Source organism: Leptotrichia massiliensis (assembly GCF_900104625.1).
Taxonomy (GTDB): Bacteria; Fusobacteriota; Fusobacteriia; order Fusobacteriales; family Leptotrichiaceae; genus Leptotrichia; species Leptotrichia massiliensis.
In genome coordinates this window covers 1,271,721-1,286,657 of record NZ_FNVZ01000005.1, presented here as the reverse complement: position 1 = coordinate 1,286,657, position 14,937 = coordinate 1,271,721, and the positions used below count along the sequence as shown (strand labels likewise).

Here is a 14,937-nt window from a genome sequence, read left to right as displayed (position 1 = left end):
TAATAAGTTTTCTTACTTGTACTAAAAAATACTATATTTTAATCAAAAAGTAAACTATTTTTTCATATTTTCTGAAGTAGATGCCACATCTTTGGAAAATGTCATTGAAATTCCTGTATCCTGATTATACTGCACTTTTCCATTTTTTACAATAATTTCATCTGATTCCTTGCCATTTCCTACAAGAATATATCTCCCGTTGCCCTTACTTTGCATATCATAGGTTCCTGCCTTTATTATACAGTTCCCGTTAACTACATTGTTAAGGCTTATATAGGCAATATTTCCTTTGATTTCAAAATATGAATTTTCAAAACATTCCTGACCTGCCACCTTTACAGTCTGCCCTTTTGTAGTCAGCGTTTCCACATTATATTTTCCTGAAATACTGCTTTGGGAAACTTTCCCCTTTGCTTCGCATCCCATACTCATTAAAATCATTCCTGCCATCATAGTTAGATTTATTTTTTTATTTTTCATTTTTTCACCTCTGTCTGTATTTAACTATTCAAAATTCCATCAGCTATTTTCTTATCTTATTAAAATAAATGTATATGTGCTTTACTTCCATATAGTAAAACGAATGTCATAATTGGCATAAAAGGTATAAAAAGAAGCATACTCTGCATTATCTTCATTTTAAAAAGCCTAAATTTTACTTTTGGAATCTGCTTTTTCTGAATTATGTCTATCATGTTGTCCACAATTTCTGAGATTCTGCTATTTTCTATTATTATATCTATTTGCGAAGATCCTCCTTTTAAGTTTTTCTCAGGCACAAAACAGATTTCCTTTTTTCCATCAAGAAGATAGATGTGAGATTTAGATCTGATTATTCGAGTGCCAAATAGAGGAAATAACTCAGTACCCCAGTTATAGCCTTTAATATCCAGTAATTTTCCATTTAAATAAAAATCTTCATTTATTATCTCAAGTGTATCTTTTGTTTTTTCTTTTGGATAATAGTATTTGTTCCCGTATGTTATACTTATTACAGCACAGCTAAGTAAAAGCAGTATTCCAATTTTTATCCCGAAAAATATTAATATTTCTGTTATGGTAAAGCAGATAATATTCAAAACAACTACTTTTTTCAGATTTTCAGGCACTTCATAAAATACCGTTCCTGTTTCTGTTCTTTCACGGTAAACTGTATCAGCTGCTAAAATTCCAAGTTTTATTTTCTCTTTAACCTCATCCTCATACCTTTGAATAATCTTATGTAAATTTTTTTTGATTTTTCTATTTTTCATATCAAAAATAATTACTATACTTAAAACTGCAAAATATATTAATGCAAAAACTAAACTATATAGCATTTTAAACTCCCTGAATTAGTAAGATATTCCTTGCAATGTTATATGAATTCTGTCAGCATCCACTTTTAAAATTGTTTTCAGTACCTGTTTTTATAAAGATAATATTGTTATACACCATATATGCTACCATTATTTTACTAAAATAAATACATATATGCTTTGCTTTTATACAAAGAAACAAGTATCACAATTGATATAAAAAGTAAAAAAAGAAGTATGCTCTGCATTTTTTTCATTTTAAAAAGTTTGAATTTTACTTTTGGAATCTGTTTTTTCTGGATTACATCAATAATATCATCTATAATTTTAGAAATTCTGTCATCTTCTATTATTATATCTATTCGAGATCTTTTTAACTGTCTTTCAGGTACAAAACAGATTTCCTTTTTGTCATCAAGAAGATAAATATGGGATTTAAGTCTGATTATTCGAGAGCCAAACAGGGGAAATAATTCAGTACCCCAGTTATAGCCCTTTATATCCAATAATTTTCCATTTAAATAAAAGTCTTCATTTATTATTTCAAGTGTATTTTTTGTTTTTTCTTTTAAATAATAATATTTATATCCGTGTATCATACTTATTACAGCACAGACTATTAAAAGCAATATTCCAATTTTTATTCCCAGAAATATTAATATTAGCATTATGGCAAAGCAAATAAGATTTAGAAAAACTGCTTTTTTCAAATCCTCCGGCACTTCATAAAATACTCTTCCTGTTTCTGTTCTTTCACGGTAAACTGTATCAGCTGATAAAATTCCAAGTTTTATTTTCTCTTTAACTTCATCTTTCTGTTTTTGATTAATTTTGCGAAGATTTTTTCTGTTTTTTATTTGTTTCACACCAAAAACGATTAATATAACAGCAACTGAAAGATATACTAATGCAATAATTGAATTCATTTTAGACTCCTCCGTATTAATAAGATATTCCTTGGGCTGTTATACGGACTCTATCAGCATCCACTTTTAAAATAGCTTCAAGTATTTGTTTTCCTGCCTCCCTTAATTGAGCGGTAGTCTGTGAATTAGGATTGCTCTGATTTAAGGACTGTCCCACAGCCAAAGTCATTCCGACCATAACCATTTGGTCGTACATGCTTTTTTTCTCCCTGTTGCTCATTCCGTCAAAAAATCCGCTGTTTTCAAGATGAGCCTTGAACTGATTTGCCATAGGTTTCACATAGTCGTCATTAAGACTGACATTGTTATATGCCATGTATGCTCCTGCTATTACAGCCGCTACTCCCGAAGACAGATCATTTGTAGGTATTCCTACAGAACGTGCTACCTGTGGGAAAGAATCGTACAGCTGCTTTAATGATGCCCTTATTTCCTTTTGCTGGCTTTTTGGATAAGTTGCAACCAATGTTTCCAGTCCATCGGTGCTTCCGTCCTGTGTGAAAGTAAGTGATGATTTTCCGTAAGATTTACCTTGTGAAGATGAAGTTGTATTTAAAAGTTCCTGCATTATTTCATTTTTAAACATATCGCTATAATCAGCATGAGCTTGTCCTGAAATTCCAAGTCCCAGTGCTAAAATACTTAAAAGAAATATTTTTTTCATAAATTTTGCTTTCATAACTTTTCCTCCTGTAATTTTTTATTTTACTGTTAATTTAAATCAGATAATTTTTTCTTGTTTTCCTCATATTTTTTACTATTAGTAGATTTTAACATTTCATTATCCTTTTTGGCATTTTCTAAAGCTATGTTATACAAAAGGGGATTATAGTTTTCTTTTAGAAATTTTTGGTTAATTATAAAAGTTTCTACTGCTTTTTCATTATTTCCTGACAATCTGTAAGCCTGTATCAAATTTTTTTCAATTATCTCTGAAAGTACATTATTTAATATTTTAATATCCTTATATTCAGCATAACTCTGTTTACCATGTTTTAAAATACCTATTGCTTTTTCATAATATTCAGCACTTTCCTTATATTTTTTTTCATAAAAGAGAATATCTGCCATCACTCTGTAACCATAGGAATAATCAGGAGCATTTTTTAAAAATATTTCTGTAATTTCCTTTGTTCTTTTAAATTCACGGTTTTGATAAAATGCCACGGTTACATAATTACGGTATTTCTCAAGATTTTTGCTATCCTTTAAAAATTCCTCTTCCGCTTTTTTTATAACTTCTTCTGATGAAACTTCCTTCTGTTTTTCTATTTCAGAGCTGTCTTTTTCTGAATTCTTTTTATTTTCTTCAGTTTTATTTTTATCGCTCTGGCTTGTATTAATATTATTACCTTTTTTTGTTTTATTTTGTTCCTGTTTCTTATTGCAGCTAAAAACAGCAAAAACTATCATAGCTATCATTAAAATTTTTTTCAATTTTATCACTTCCCCAATGGATACAGAATTTTTTATGTTTTTTATTTTCTTAACAGTTCTTCTTAAACTTTTGCTTTGTAAATATTGGCTTGACTTAATTTCCATAATTCTTACCTATCAAAGAAATCAGATATATCATAAAAGAAACATAAATCGCCACTATTAGTAAAAGGTGTAATGGATAAAAGAAATAAAACATATATTTTGTAAATCTGTTATGAATACCCTGCTTTCCGTTGTAAAGCCATATTATCGGCAGTGAAAATATCGCAAATATCTGTGTTTTTATAAATATCTCATTTCCAAAAACGTTAAACGGAAATTCAAGTCCGGGCATAATAAATACGTTTAGAAACACCATTAATACAGCCTGAAATATTATGTTTTTGTAATCTTTCCCCCTGAAAAAATAGAATATCAGAATAATTGCAATTCCATATCCTAAATAATCACTTTTTGCAAAATGTGCAATTACGATGGTTAAAATACTTATGGCAGCTTTTACAAAAAATTTTATTATTTTATTCATATTTTCTGATTTTTCTGTCTTTTCCAGTAAATTCATTCCACATAAGGCAATTCCGAAAGTCCACAATACATTGTTATATGGATAAAATACCATTATTTCTCCTTTTAATGCCAGACTTGCAAAAAGATTGAACGGAATTTCCGAAATAGCTGCAAAAATAAAAATACGTATTAAATATTTTTTTCTGTTTTTAGTCCTGTAAAATCCTTCCGTAAGCATAAAGGCAAAAATAGGAAAGGCAAGTCTTCCAAGCACATTTAACCATATCTGATTAGGAAAAAATATATTCCACAGATGATCTGCCACCATAAATGTCATTGCCAGAATATGCAGTGTAAAAGAATTTATCCCTTTAGAAAATATAACTTTTTTATCCATTTTCACTCCTATTCTATTATTTTAATAAGAAAGTCCTGATGCCGTTATTCTCACTTTGCTTGCACTTACTCCAAGAAGTCCCTCAAGCACCTTTTTACCAGCCTGTCTTAATTGAGCTGTAGTTTTTGCATTTGGACTTTGCTGATTTTCGGACTGACTTACAGCCAAAGTCATCCCTATTATTACCATTTGATCATAAATATATTTTTTTTGACTGTCGCTCATTTTATCAAATTCAGAAACACTTTGCATGGCTTCTTTAAACTGATTTGCAATAGGTTTCATATAATTATCGTTAAGGCTGACATTGTTATAAGCCATATATGCTCCTGCTACAACAGCTGCCATTCCTGTTGATAAATCATTTGTAGGTATTCCTACAGAACGTGCTACTTGCGGGAATGAATCCTGTAATTTTTTCAATATAGGTTTCACTTGGGCTCTTTTATTTGAAGGATATTGAAGAACTAAATCATCTAATCCTTTTGTATTTCCATCAGGTTTAAATGTTATTTTAGTTTTTTTTGTAGAAGTAACTGTCTTAGCACTTGTCGATGAAGATGTATTTTTTTTATTCGATGATGTTTTTTTTGACATTAAATTATTATATTCGTCTTCTCCATACATTTCCACATATCTTTCTCTATTCCTTTTTTCTTGTTCTCTTGCATTTTTGAGCCCTTGATTAGCCATCCATTGTGCATTATAATCAATAAAAAAACCGTAAGCCTGATTTGAAATTCCAAAACTTAATGCTACTATTACTGTTAAAAATATTTTTTTTATTTGCTTAACTTTCATAATTTCTGCTCCTAAATTGAATTATATATTTTCATATTTTTTGTTTTCTATTTTTTTATATTACTACTATATACTATGATAAAATTTCTTATTTTTGTAATTATTTATTTTAATAAATAAGTCCTGATGATGTAATCTTCACTTTGCTTGCATTTACTTTAAGAACTCCCTCAAGTACTTCTTTTCCCGCTCTTCTTAATTGAGCGGTAACTTTTGCATTTGGATTTTGCTGATTTTGGGACTGATTTACAGCCAAAGTCATTCCTATTATTACCATTTGGTCATATATATATTTTTTATCGCTATCACTCATTTTATCAAACTCAGTTACACTTTCTAGAGCTTCCTTAAATTGTTTTGCCATAGGTTTCATATAACTGTCATTTAAGCTAACATTATTATAAGCCATATATGCTCCAGCTAATATAGCAACCATTCCTGAAGACAGGTCATTTGTAGATATTCCCACTGAACGTGCTACTTGCGGAAATGAATCATACATCTTTTTCAGATATATTCTTGCTTCTCCCCGTTGTTTTGAAGGATATTTGTTAACAAGATAATCAAGTCCTCTTGTGCTTCCATCTGATTTAAAAGTTATTTTGGCTTTTTTTACAGGTTTTGGTTTAGACGATGTTTGGGATGATGATGAATTACTTTTACTACTTCCTGTACTCTTAGAGCTTGAACTCTTTTCAAGAATATCGTTGGTACCAGTAACTTGATTGTAATAATCAAATGTTCTTTTTAATGTATCATTTTGTATATGAAAAAGGTTATAGTCAAAATCATATCCTGCAAATGCGTGTGCAGGTCGCGATACAAATAATCCTGCTCCAATAACTGTTGTAACAAATAGTTTTTTTAAATTTATTTTCATAATTATTCCTCCTAAATTATATATTTTCATATTTTTATTTTTTTATATTATCACTATATACTACCATAAAACTTCTTATTTTTATAATTATTTATTTTAAAAAGAAAGCCCTGATGATGTTATTTTTACTTTACTTGCACTTACTCCGAGAAGTCCCTCAAGCACCTGTTTACCTGCATTTCTTAACTGAGCGGTAACTTTTGAATTTGGATTTTGCTGATTTTGGTACTGATTTAAGGTTAAAGTCATTCCTATTATTACCATTTGGTCATACATATATTTTTTATCACTGTCACTCATTTTATCAAAGTCATCTACACCTTGAAGCACTGTTTTTAACTGATTTTGCATAGGTTTCATATAATCATCATTCAGACTTACATTGTTATATGCCATATATGCTCCTGCTATTGCAGCTGCCAATCCTGTTGATAAATCATTTGTAGGCATTCCTACTGAACGTGCTACCTGCGGGAAAGAATCCTGAATTTTTTTCAGATATGTTCTTGCTTCCCCTCTCTGTTTTGACGGATAGTTATTAACAAAATAATCAAGTCCTCTTGTATTTCCGTCCGATTTAAAAGTAATATTTGCTTTTGTTGTTTTTGGGGCTGTAGTTGAAGTTGCTGAACTTCCCGTTGTTTTTGTAGTTGTTTTTTTAGAATTTGATTTTTTCTTTGAAGAATAATCTCCTTTTTTAATGTGGCTTATTACTTCACTACCAAGTAAATAATTTCTTGTACTATTTATCACATTGTTCGTATAGTTAAAACTGTCTGACATATCATAATAAAATGCCTGTGCAGGCTGTGATATAAATAAACCTGTCCCAATAACTGCTATAACAAATAGTTTTCTCAAATTTATTTTCATAATTATTCCTCCTAAAAATTTTATTTTTTATGATTTCTATTATTTGATTATACTGTATATTTTTTAGATTAAAACAACATTAGAACTTTTTACTTTTTATTTATTTTTTTAAATATAAGATTACTCTCGGGAACTCCGATATAAAGAGTTTGCTCATTATCCATAAGTGTTATTATGTCGGCATTACTTAAATCATATAAAAAATCTTTATCACTGTCGCTCAGTTCACTCTCTTTTTTCAGCAGATTGTTCAAATTATCTATTTCAAAAGAAATCCTGTGATTTTTTAAGAAATATTTTCCCGAATATTTTTTTCCATTTTTTCCTGTTATAAAAACATTTCCTTTATCAAGTTTTATTGAAATTTTACTGTTTTTAAGTTCAAGCCCTGCAATATTCACAAGTGTCCATTCATTAGCCATTATTTTTTTCTCAAAATCTTCAATATTACTAAAAAATGAAAATCTTTCTTTATATTTTTCTTTAGAATATTTTTCCATATTATTTAACATAAAGCTATCCCCTTTTTCAAAGCTGTTTTTCAAAAAATCGGGAGTATCCTTTCTGTATATGAGATATACAGTTTCATAATTTTTGTTATCCACATAGACAGGATAATAGCCGTAATCAGAATTTCCTAACGACAGCATAGGCGAAAGGATTGCTTTAACTGTTCCATTTTTGAGATTCTGCATCATAATATCATTGTCCTTATATTCAGTCGCTTTGAAAATAGTATAAGTGGGAGAATGCTCCATTTTTCCGGCAAATTCCCTGTCAATCTCATTGGATACACCTACTTCTAATATATATCCCTTGTCTATTATGTCTTTTTTTGAAGGTTTTCCGCAGGAAATAAATATCATTCCAAAAAGTAGAAAAATCATAAATCCTGTCAATTTTTTAATTTTTATCATGCTGTTTTCTCCTTCCTATCAATAAATTTACACCAAGCCCCACAAGAAATATTATATCCAATAAACCTATGGTAAAATAAGCATAATAAGTTGGTAAAAATTCTTCATCTCTTGCTGATGAAACTAAATATTTATACGATATTAAAGATATTAGTATTTTTAATATTACACCAATTATTGTTAAAATTATCAAAGTCTTTTTTCCTATTTCTGCTTTTGCATAAAAATATGATAAAAATATATTAAGCAAAATTAATATAAGATTTTCCGAGTATATACCTCGAATCATTTTCAAATTACTTAAAACTGATACTTCTAATACAGCCAGAAAAAATAGTACTAGAATATTAAAATAGAGCAGATGAATAAAATACAGGCTTCCAAAAAATATTTTTTTCATTTTTCCTCCTTATTCAAACACTAATTAATTAGTCATTTTTCAATTTTATGATATGTAATATAGATTAAAATAAAATGAGAATTTTTACTTTTCTTTTTTCTTTCCATAGATATAAAACCAGGCTACAAGAAATATAATTGATGGCAGTAATGATATATTGATGTTTGTTTTATTACTATTATTAAAAACTTTGTTGTAGTTATCAAAAGTTTGCTGTAAAAGATTTTCCCTTAACATATCGCTTGGCAAATTTGTAGGATCCATATAATAATCATACCCCATAAATGCGTGTAACTGTTGTGATATAAGAATCCCTGCTCCAGTAATTGTTATAACAAATAATTTTTTAAAATTTAATTTCATAGTTCTTTCCTCCTAAAATTTGATTTTTTACATTTTCTGTCTTTTAATAAAACTTATTACAAAAAAAACTATTCCTACAGCTAAAAGAGGAGTATTTTTTATTAAAATTCCAATAGCCAGAGCGTATATTCCTCCCCATGCAAATTTTTTAACGAAGCCATGTTTCTCTATCTTTTTATCAATTTTCGTTTCCATTTCTTTTAGCGTCAAAACCATATTATCAACCTTTTCTGCCATTTCCTTTTTATTTTCCCAAAGTATCTCGTCATCTTTTGTCACAAATCTCCAGCCGCTTTTCAAAAGCATATTAATATAAATCTTATTATATAAAAAACTAAATACCACCAATATCAGAAACATTAGTATAGGCGACATCATATGAGATATAGCCGTTATTGCCAAAAGTATCCAGCCGGTCTTCCAATCTTTCCTATAAAACGGAACAAGAAAACCCAAAAAGAAAGTTATCCAGGAAAATCCAATTTTCACTATCTTTATCTCTTCTTCTTTACCCAATGTTATTTCTTTTTTGAAGTAGCCATTTCCACTATTCATTTCCATATCCAAAATCCTCCCATCATTTATTTAAAAATTTTATTTCACTTTAACAATATGCTTTTTAGATTAAAAGAATATTAGAGGGAAAAATCATTTTTATTTTTTGGATAATTAAATTTGTAATTTGTTGAATATGGAATGTAACAAAAAAATGTTTAACAAGATTACACAAAAGAAATGAAAAAATTAAATACAGGGATTTACGAAAATGAATAATCCCTGCAAAAATGAAAAAATTGAGAAAATTTAGTAAACTACTTTCAACCCTTCCTCTTCCAATTCCTGTTGTCTTATTTCCAGAAACTGAACATTTATCATATAGAGAATTTGAAAAAGTTCATCATTTGTGCTGATTGAATTATCTATAAAATCTCCAATAAATAACATATCCTGAAAAGCGAGTGCCTTATTTGTCGGAAGTTCCAGTAAATAATAGTCTCCTTCTTCTTTATTTATTGTCTGTTTTGTAAGATATTCAACTGCATAGTCTGAAGCTGTTATATAACGGTACATATCACCATCATATTTACACCTCATTTGAAATACGACAAGCCTTCTTTCCTTTAATGCTTTAACAATTTCAGGATTTGCCACTTCAGGCGGTATTTCCTCATCTTTATATTTTTCTGTATCTTCATAAATTAATCTTGCTTTACTGTTTGTTTTTAGCTCTTTAGGAATATAGCACATAATTTTTTCAATCTGTTCCGCAGAGAGACTTGAACTAGAAAATATAAGTGCTAGTACAATAATTATTTTTTTCATTTTATTTCCTTTCATATATGCAACATAAAGTAAAAATTTGATTTTAAAGTTGTTTAAATACATTATATAACAGAAAAAGGTTTTTCTCAAATAAAATCTTTAAAAATAGCTGAAAGTTACTTTACTACAAAATAAAATAAATAGAAATAGAATAAAATATCTCTCATTTTATTTTAATATTCTAATGGTAGATTATTTTACAAGAACAATTCATGAAAGGAAGAACAATCAGAATGGAAAAAAATATTAATAAATCTAAAATGGAAGAATTGAGACTGCTAATATTGAATACAGCCTGCTACTCAGCATTAATTATAACATCTGTAATAATTTTACTTATCGTTTTAAGTTCTTTGTTATCAAAAAAGATAATTCTTGCCGATTATTCAAAACAGTCTTTTGAAGTTAATGAACTGCTTAAATTCCTAGTATTTTACCCTATTGGGGAAGAGCTTTTATTGAGAGGACTAATACTTCAATTTTTAAAGAAAAAGACAAAATATGCCAATTTAATTCAGGCTGTAATTTTTGGAATACTTCATTTGAATCCAATTAAATTTATATACACAACAATATCAGGTATCTTTTTCGGAAATGTACGGCTAAGACCCAATCCGATCTGGTGGATAATTTTATTACATTCGACATTTAATCTTGTTTCGATATTTCTATACAAGCCTTTTATGATTATAGTTGAAAAAATATTTTATCTTCAAAATATGCCAATAATAACATTAACTATCGTATTTATTCCACCTTTATTCATATTTGATTATACTCTTAAACAACTTAAAAATAAATTTAATTATGAAAAACTTTACAAAGCATAATTTTTAACCAAAAATATCCTCTTCGGTTTATTTTTTCAGTTTAAACTTTAGAGGATATTTTACTTTACTAATTTTCATTTACTTCCCATTTTATTACTTCGCCTGTTATAGCATCAATGTCGAACTTGTATTCTGTATTTTTATATACTATTCTTCCTTCATAAATCATTTTTCCTTTTTCATTATCCAGTTGAATATTTGTAACATTAATTTTTTTCGCACCAGTAATCCGTGCAACTGCTATTTCTTTTGCTTTTTCCATTCCAATATATTTTGGTGTTTTTCTTATTTCTGTATCACTGCCATTTGTATTAATGATTTTACCATCATCTCTTATTGTCGTTGAAGCCGATACTCGGTCTTTTTGGCTGTAACTCAGAACTTTTCCTGTATTCGCATCAATGTTATATTTATATTTTTTCCGTTCTGTATAAAATTCTATTTCATATATAAATTTCTTATTTTCTTTATCCAGACGAATTTTAGTCATTTTTGCAGTATTTTTTGCCACTTTTGAATGGTCTAACGCAAGCTGCTTTGCCTGTGCAATCGAAATTTTTACATCAACATTCAGAACTCTTACTGTTTTAGTCTCTTTAGCTGAATTTCCATTTGCAGGGACTCCCATTACTGTAATAAAAAATACTATAAGTAATTTTTTCAAAAAATTTTTTTTCATTTTCCCTCCTTTTTCAACTTAAATATAAACGAACTTCCTTTTCCAATTTCACTTTCTACATAAATATCTCCTTTGTGCGCTTCTATAATCCATTTTACCATTGATAATCCAAGCCCTATATTTTCTGTTGTTCTGGAACTTTCCACCTGATAAAATCGCCCCCATATTTTAGGTATATTTTCTTTTTCTATACCGATTCCATCATCAATAATTTTACATATTGCAAAATTTTTATCCTGTGACAGTTTTATCCATATGTTTCCATTTTCACAACCATAGTTAACTGCATTTGAAATTAAATTTACAAAAATTCTCATGATCATGGTCTCATCGCCAACAATAAAAATGTCTTCCTCTATTTCAGAATGAATTTTTATATTTTTATTGTCTGCATTATGTTGCTGACTGTCAGCAATAAGATGTGCCATTTCACTTATATTTATTTTATCAAAATTAAGTTTCTGATTTCCTCTGTCCATTCTCGATAAAGTCAGAAGCTGTGAGATTAATTTTGACATCTTTTTAGTTTCATCAAGCACAGAAGAAATTGTATTTCTGGCATTTTCTATTGAAGTGAGATTTTCAAGACCGTATTCACATTCGGAAATTATAATTGACACAGGTGTCCGCAGCTCGTGTGAAACATCTGATGTAAACTGTGCTTCTCTTTCAAAGGAACTTTGCAGTCTGTCAAACATTGTATCAAATGTATTTGCCAAAGTATAAATTTCATCATTTCCTTCTCCAATATTAATTCTTTGTGTCAAATCATTTCCCTCATTAATTTTCTCCGCAGCTCCCCTTATTTTTTCTATAGGTTTAAATGCTTTTTTTGTTATAAAGTATCCACTTATTGCTGAAAATAACAAGAAAAATGGTAATACAATCAGAGAAATTAAAACAATTGTTTCAATAATATTTTCCACTTCTGTTGCAGGAGCAATTCCACGAATATGAATAATACCATAGCCTGAAAAATTCTTTTTGCTGTCAAAAATATACCATTTTTTATTTTTATGTTTTATAATTCTTACATCATTTTTATCGGAAAAAGTTTCATCATATTCAAAATCCAATGGAATATCCCCATAAATAAATCCTGTTTCATCATCATAAACCGACAAATGAACATTATTATTAAAAATAATAAAATCATTGTCAATAGTAAGTTCACCATCATAAACTTCAATTTCGTCGAATGCCAAAATTACAGAACTTTTCAAATTTTTATAAGCATTTGCCCGTACAAGATTTTCACTAATATAAATTATTGTTATAAGAAATATGACTATAAGGCTTATCATAAGACCGATATACCAGAAAGTTATTTTGGACTTTATAGAAAGTTTATTCATTTTCATTATCGACCCTCAGGACATAACCCAATCCACGAATGGTATGAATAAGTTTCGGAGTATAGTTGTCATCAATCTTTTTCCTCAAATATCTGATGTAAACATCTATAACGTTGGTTCCACCTTCATAGTCATAATTCCATATGTGATCTTCTATTCTTTCTCTTGATAAAATTTTTCCTTTATTTCGTATCAAATATTCCAAAATCGAATATTCTCTACCTGACAGTTTTATTAATAAATCATCCCTGAAAACTGTCTTAGCATCAAGGTCAACCTTAAGATTAGCTATTGTAACTACATTGTCGGCATTTCCAGAATTACGTCTTAAAAGAACACGGATACGGGCCATAAGTTCTTCAAAGATAAAAGGCTTTACAAGATAGTCATCTGCTCCATAATCTAACCCTTTCACTTTATCATCTATATTGTCTCTTGCTGTTAAAAGTAATATCGGAACTTTATTTTTCTTTGCCCTTATTCTTTTAATCACTTCAAATCCATCAAGTTTTGGAAGCATAATATCCAAAATTACCGCATCATATTCAGTTCCTTCCACATACCTGATTGCCTCTTCTCCGTCAAAACAGCTGTCAACTCCATAATATTCCTTTTTAAGTTTTTTTGTAATAAGTTCGTTCAACTTCTTTTCATCTTCTACAACTAGTAATCTCATTATCTTTCACTCTCTTCCATCTCCAGCAGGACACATCGATTCTCTTCACAAAATAATTTTAATTGCTCCATTTTTTCTTTTTTTTCACATTTTTTCTCACTTTCTGTGAACGGTTCATTTTTATTATACCTCATAAATGCTGTTAAAAACAGAGAAAGAATAAAAAGTTTTTTTATTGTGTTTCTGTAATTTTCAGATTTAATTAAATATTTTCTTATTTCCATTTTATTTTATCCTTATTTTTTACAGCCAAAAAGGCTCCTCCACCTGTCAGTCCAGCTCCTAAAAGAATTAAAACAATATTTGCCGTGAAAACTCCTAAAACAAGCGAAACAAGTCCGCCACCGATTAATCTTGCCACAAATTTCTGAGTTGTGCGGTTTTTATAATTTATTTCAGGATTATTATAAGAAGTGTTAGTATTTACATTGTCAATACTATTGTTATTCATATCATGAAAATCACCATTATTCTTAGTTTCCTTAAATTCGATAGTTTCAGTTTTTCCTAATTGCTGTATTTCCAGATTTTCAGCTTCTTTAATTATTCTTTCTCCATTACTTCTAAAAGAATTATTTGTATCATTAAATAAAATTCCATTCTTTTTCAAAACCTGTGCATCTTCTTCTGTAAACGGATACCATCCTTGCTTAATAAGCCTTCTAGCATACATTTTATTATATATAAAACCAAATACTACCGATAGAACAAATATCAATGGAAAAAATATCATACTTGCCATACCAATTACGACAAAATAAATTCCAGCCACCATATAATCCCCTTTAATTAACGGATATATAAATCCTAAAAAAAATGCTCCCCATGAAAATCCAAATTTTATTTCTTTTCTTAAAACTCCATTTTCCAAAACAGCTCTTTTTCCATTTATCTGTTTCATTAATAATCATCTCCTTTTATTCTATTATTTTTTTATATATAGCACACTTAACGAAAAATTACTATAATTTTCTACTTTTAATCCTTTGAATTTAGTATTTACAAGATGATATTTGTTACAATATTTTATCATTCACAACCTTTATTATAAAATATTTATCTTTATAAAAACTTTTACTCTCTTTTTTAAATTTTGAAATATTGAATGCTATTTATATTTTTAACAATATAGTATTATCAAAACATTAAAATAAAATGAGAGTTTTAATTTTTATTCGTTACGAATTATATTTTAAATTTTTGATATAAAAATAGGATTTACAATTTATTCTTAAATTCCCTCTTTTATAAAAAATTAAATAAAAAATAAAT

At 28.4% G+C, this 14,937-nt stretch carries 20 protein-coding genes; 1 reads left to right on the top strand and 19 read right to left on the bottom strand.

Annotated features, from left to right (window positions below; all coding sequences use genetic code 11):
- Positions 1-54 precede the first annotated feature (54 nt).
- The 14 genes from BQ5344_RS10190 to BQ5344_RS10125 form a co-directional block, all read right to left on the bottom strand.
- A complete protein-coding gene (locus BQ5344_RS10190; protein WP_071125222.1) occupies positions 55-480 on the bottom strand; it encodes a hypothetical protein in 426 nt (141 codons plus the stop codon).
- Positions 481-539: 59 nt separating this feature from the next.
- On the bottom strand, positions 540-1,319 hold the full coding sequence (locus BQ5344_RS10185) for a hypothetical protein (protein ID WP_071125221.1): 780 nt from the start codon (positions 1,317-1,319) through the stop codon (positions 540-542).
- A 137-nt stretch (positions 1,320-1,456) separates the two neighbouring features.
- Entirely contained in the window at positions 1,457-2,224 is a 768-nt protein-coding gene (locus BQ5344_RS10180; protein ID WP_071125220.1) for a hypothetical protein, read from the bottom strand.
- Positions 2,225-2,240: 16 nt separating this feature from the next.
- Positions 2,241-2,903, bottom strand: coding sequence for a DUF6683 family protein (locus tag BQ5344_RS10175; protein WP_071125219.1), 663 nt, complete (start codon positions 2,901-2,903; stop codon positions 2,241-2,243).
- Positions 2,904-2,935: 32 nt separating this feature from the next.
- Positions 2,936-3,766: a tetratricopeptide repeat protein gene (locus BQ5344_RS10170; RefSeq protein ID WP_235846148.1), complete on the bottom strand. Its 831-nt coding sequence runs from the start codon at positions 3,764-3,766 to the stop codon at positions 2,936-2,938.
- The gene (locus BQ5344_RS10165) at positions 3,756-4,568 is read right to left on the bottom strand and encodes a TraX family protein (protein ID WP_071125218.1); all 813 of its coding nucleotides are present in this window, start codon (positions 4,566-4,568) and stop codon (positions 3,756-3,758) included. The genes BQ5344_RS10170 and BQ5344_RS10165 overlap by 11 nt, the downstream gene beginning before the upstream one ends.
- A gap of 21 nt (positions 4,569-4,589) precedes the next feature.
- Positions 4,590-5,369: a DUF6683 family protein gene (locus BQ5344_RS10160; protein WP_071125217.1), complete on the bottom strand. Its 780-nt coding sequence runs from the start codon at positions 5,367-5,369 to the stop codon at positions 4,590-4,592.
- A gap of 109 nt (positions 5,370-5,478) precedes the next feature.
- Positions 5,479-6,249 (bottom strand): DUF6683 family protein, encoded by a 771-nt coding sequence (locus BQ5344_RS10155; protein WP_071125216.1) that lies wholly within the window; start codon positions 6,247-6,249, stop codon positions 5,479-5,481.
- A gap of 96 nt (positions 6,250-6,345) precedes the next feature.
- Positions 6,346-7,122, bottom strand: coding sequence for a DUF6683 family protein (locus BQ5344_RS10150; protein WP_071125215.1), 777 nt, complete (start codon positions 7,120-7,122; stop codon positions 6,346-6,348).
- 89 nt (positions 7,123-7,211) lie between these two features.
- Positions 7,212-8,039, bottom strand: coding sequence for an amino acid decarboxylase (locus BQ5344_RS10145; protein ID WP_071125214.1), 828 nt, complete (start codon positions 8,037-8,039; stop codon positions 7,212-7,214).
- Complete coding sequence (locus BQ5344_RS10140; protein WP_071125213.1) at positions 8,026-8,439, bottom strand: hypothetical protein; 414 nt, start codon at positions 8,437-8,439, stop codon at positions 8,026-8,028. Before BQ5344_RS10140 ends, BQ5344_RS10145 begins: the two co-directional genes overlap by 14 nt.
- 84 nt (positions 8,440-8,523) lie before the next feature.
- Entirely contained in the window at positions 8,524-8,802 is a 279-nt protein-coding gene (locus tag BQ5344_RS10135) for a hypothetical protein (protein WP_071125212.1), read from the bottom strand.
- 27 nt (positions 8,803-8,829) lie between these two features.
- Positions 8,830-9,363 carry a hypothetical protein gene (locus tag BQ5344_RS10130; RefSeq protein ID WP_071125211.1) on the bottom strand — a complete coding sequence of 178 codons (534 nt, stop codon included), beginning with the start codon at positions 9,361-9,363 and terminating at the stop codon, positions 8,830-8,832.
- 243 nt (positions 9,364-9,606) lie between these two features.
- On the bottom strand, positions 9,607-10,125 hold the full coding sequence (locus tag BQ5344_RS10125; protein ID WP_071125210.1) for a DNA methyltransferase: 519 nt from the start codon (positions 10,123-10,125) through the stop codon (positions 9,607-9,609).
- Between the two features lie 233 nt (positions 10,126-10,358).
- Here BQ5344_RS10125 and BQ5344_RS10120 point away from each other — a divergent pair, with 233 nt between their 5' ends.
- Positions 10,359-10,955 (top strand): CPBP family intramembrane glutamic endopeptidase, encoded by a 597-nt coding sequence (locus BQ5344_RS10120; protein ID WP_071125209.1) that lies wholly within the window; start codon positions 10,359-10,361, stop codon positions 10,953-10,955.
- A 67-nt stretch (positions 10,956-11,022) separates the two neighbouring features.
- Here BQ5344_RS10120 and BQ5344_RS10115 read toward each other — a convergent pair whose 3' ends face one another.
- The 5 genes from BQ5344_RS10115 to BQ5344_RS10095 are packed head-to-tail and all read right to left on the bottom strand — an operon-like array spanning position 11,023 to position 14,566.
- Positions 11,023-11,634, bottom strand: coding sequence for a PepSY domain-containing protein (locus tag BQ5344_RS10115; protein ID WP_071125208.1), 612 nt, complete (start codon positions 11,632-11,634; stop codon positions 11,023-11,025).
- Positions 11,631-12,995 (bottom strand): sensor histidine kinase, encoded by a 1,365-nt coding sequence (locus tag BQ5344_RS10110; protein WP_071125207.1) that lies wholly within the window; start codon positions 12,993-12,995, stop codon positions 11,631-11,633. The genes BQ5344_RS10115 and BQ5344_RS10110 overlap by 4 nt, the downstream gene beginning before the upstream one ends.
- A complete protein-coding gene (locus tag BQ5344_RS10105) occupies positions 12,982-13,665 on the bottom strand; it encodes a response regulator transcription factor (protein ID WP_071125206.1) in 684 nt (227 codons plus the stop codon). Before BQ5344_RS10105 ends, BQ5344_RS10110 begins: the two co-directional genes overlap by 14 nt.
- Positions 13,665-13,889: a hypothetical protein gene (locus BQ5344_RS10100; protein WP_071125205.1), complete on the bottom strand. Its 225-nt coding sequence runs from the start codon at positions 13,887-13,889 to the stop codon at positions 13,665-13,667. The genes BQ5344_RS10105 and BQ5344_RS10100 overlap by 1 nt, the downstream gene beginning before the upstream one ends.
- Entirely contained in the window at positions 13,880-14,566 is a 687-nt protein-coding gene (locus tag BQ5344_RS10095) for a DUF2628 domain-containing protein (protein WP_071125204.1), read from the bottom strand. The genes BQ5344_RS10100 and BQ5344_RS10095 overlap by 10 nt, the downstream gene beginning before the upstream one ends.
- Positions 14,567-14,937 lie beyond the last annotated feature (371 nt).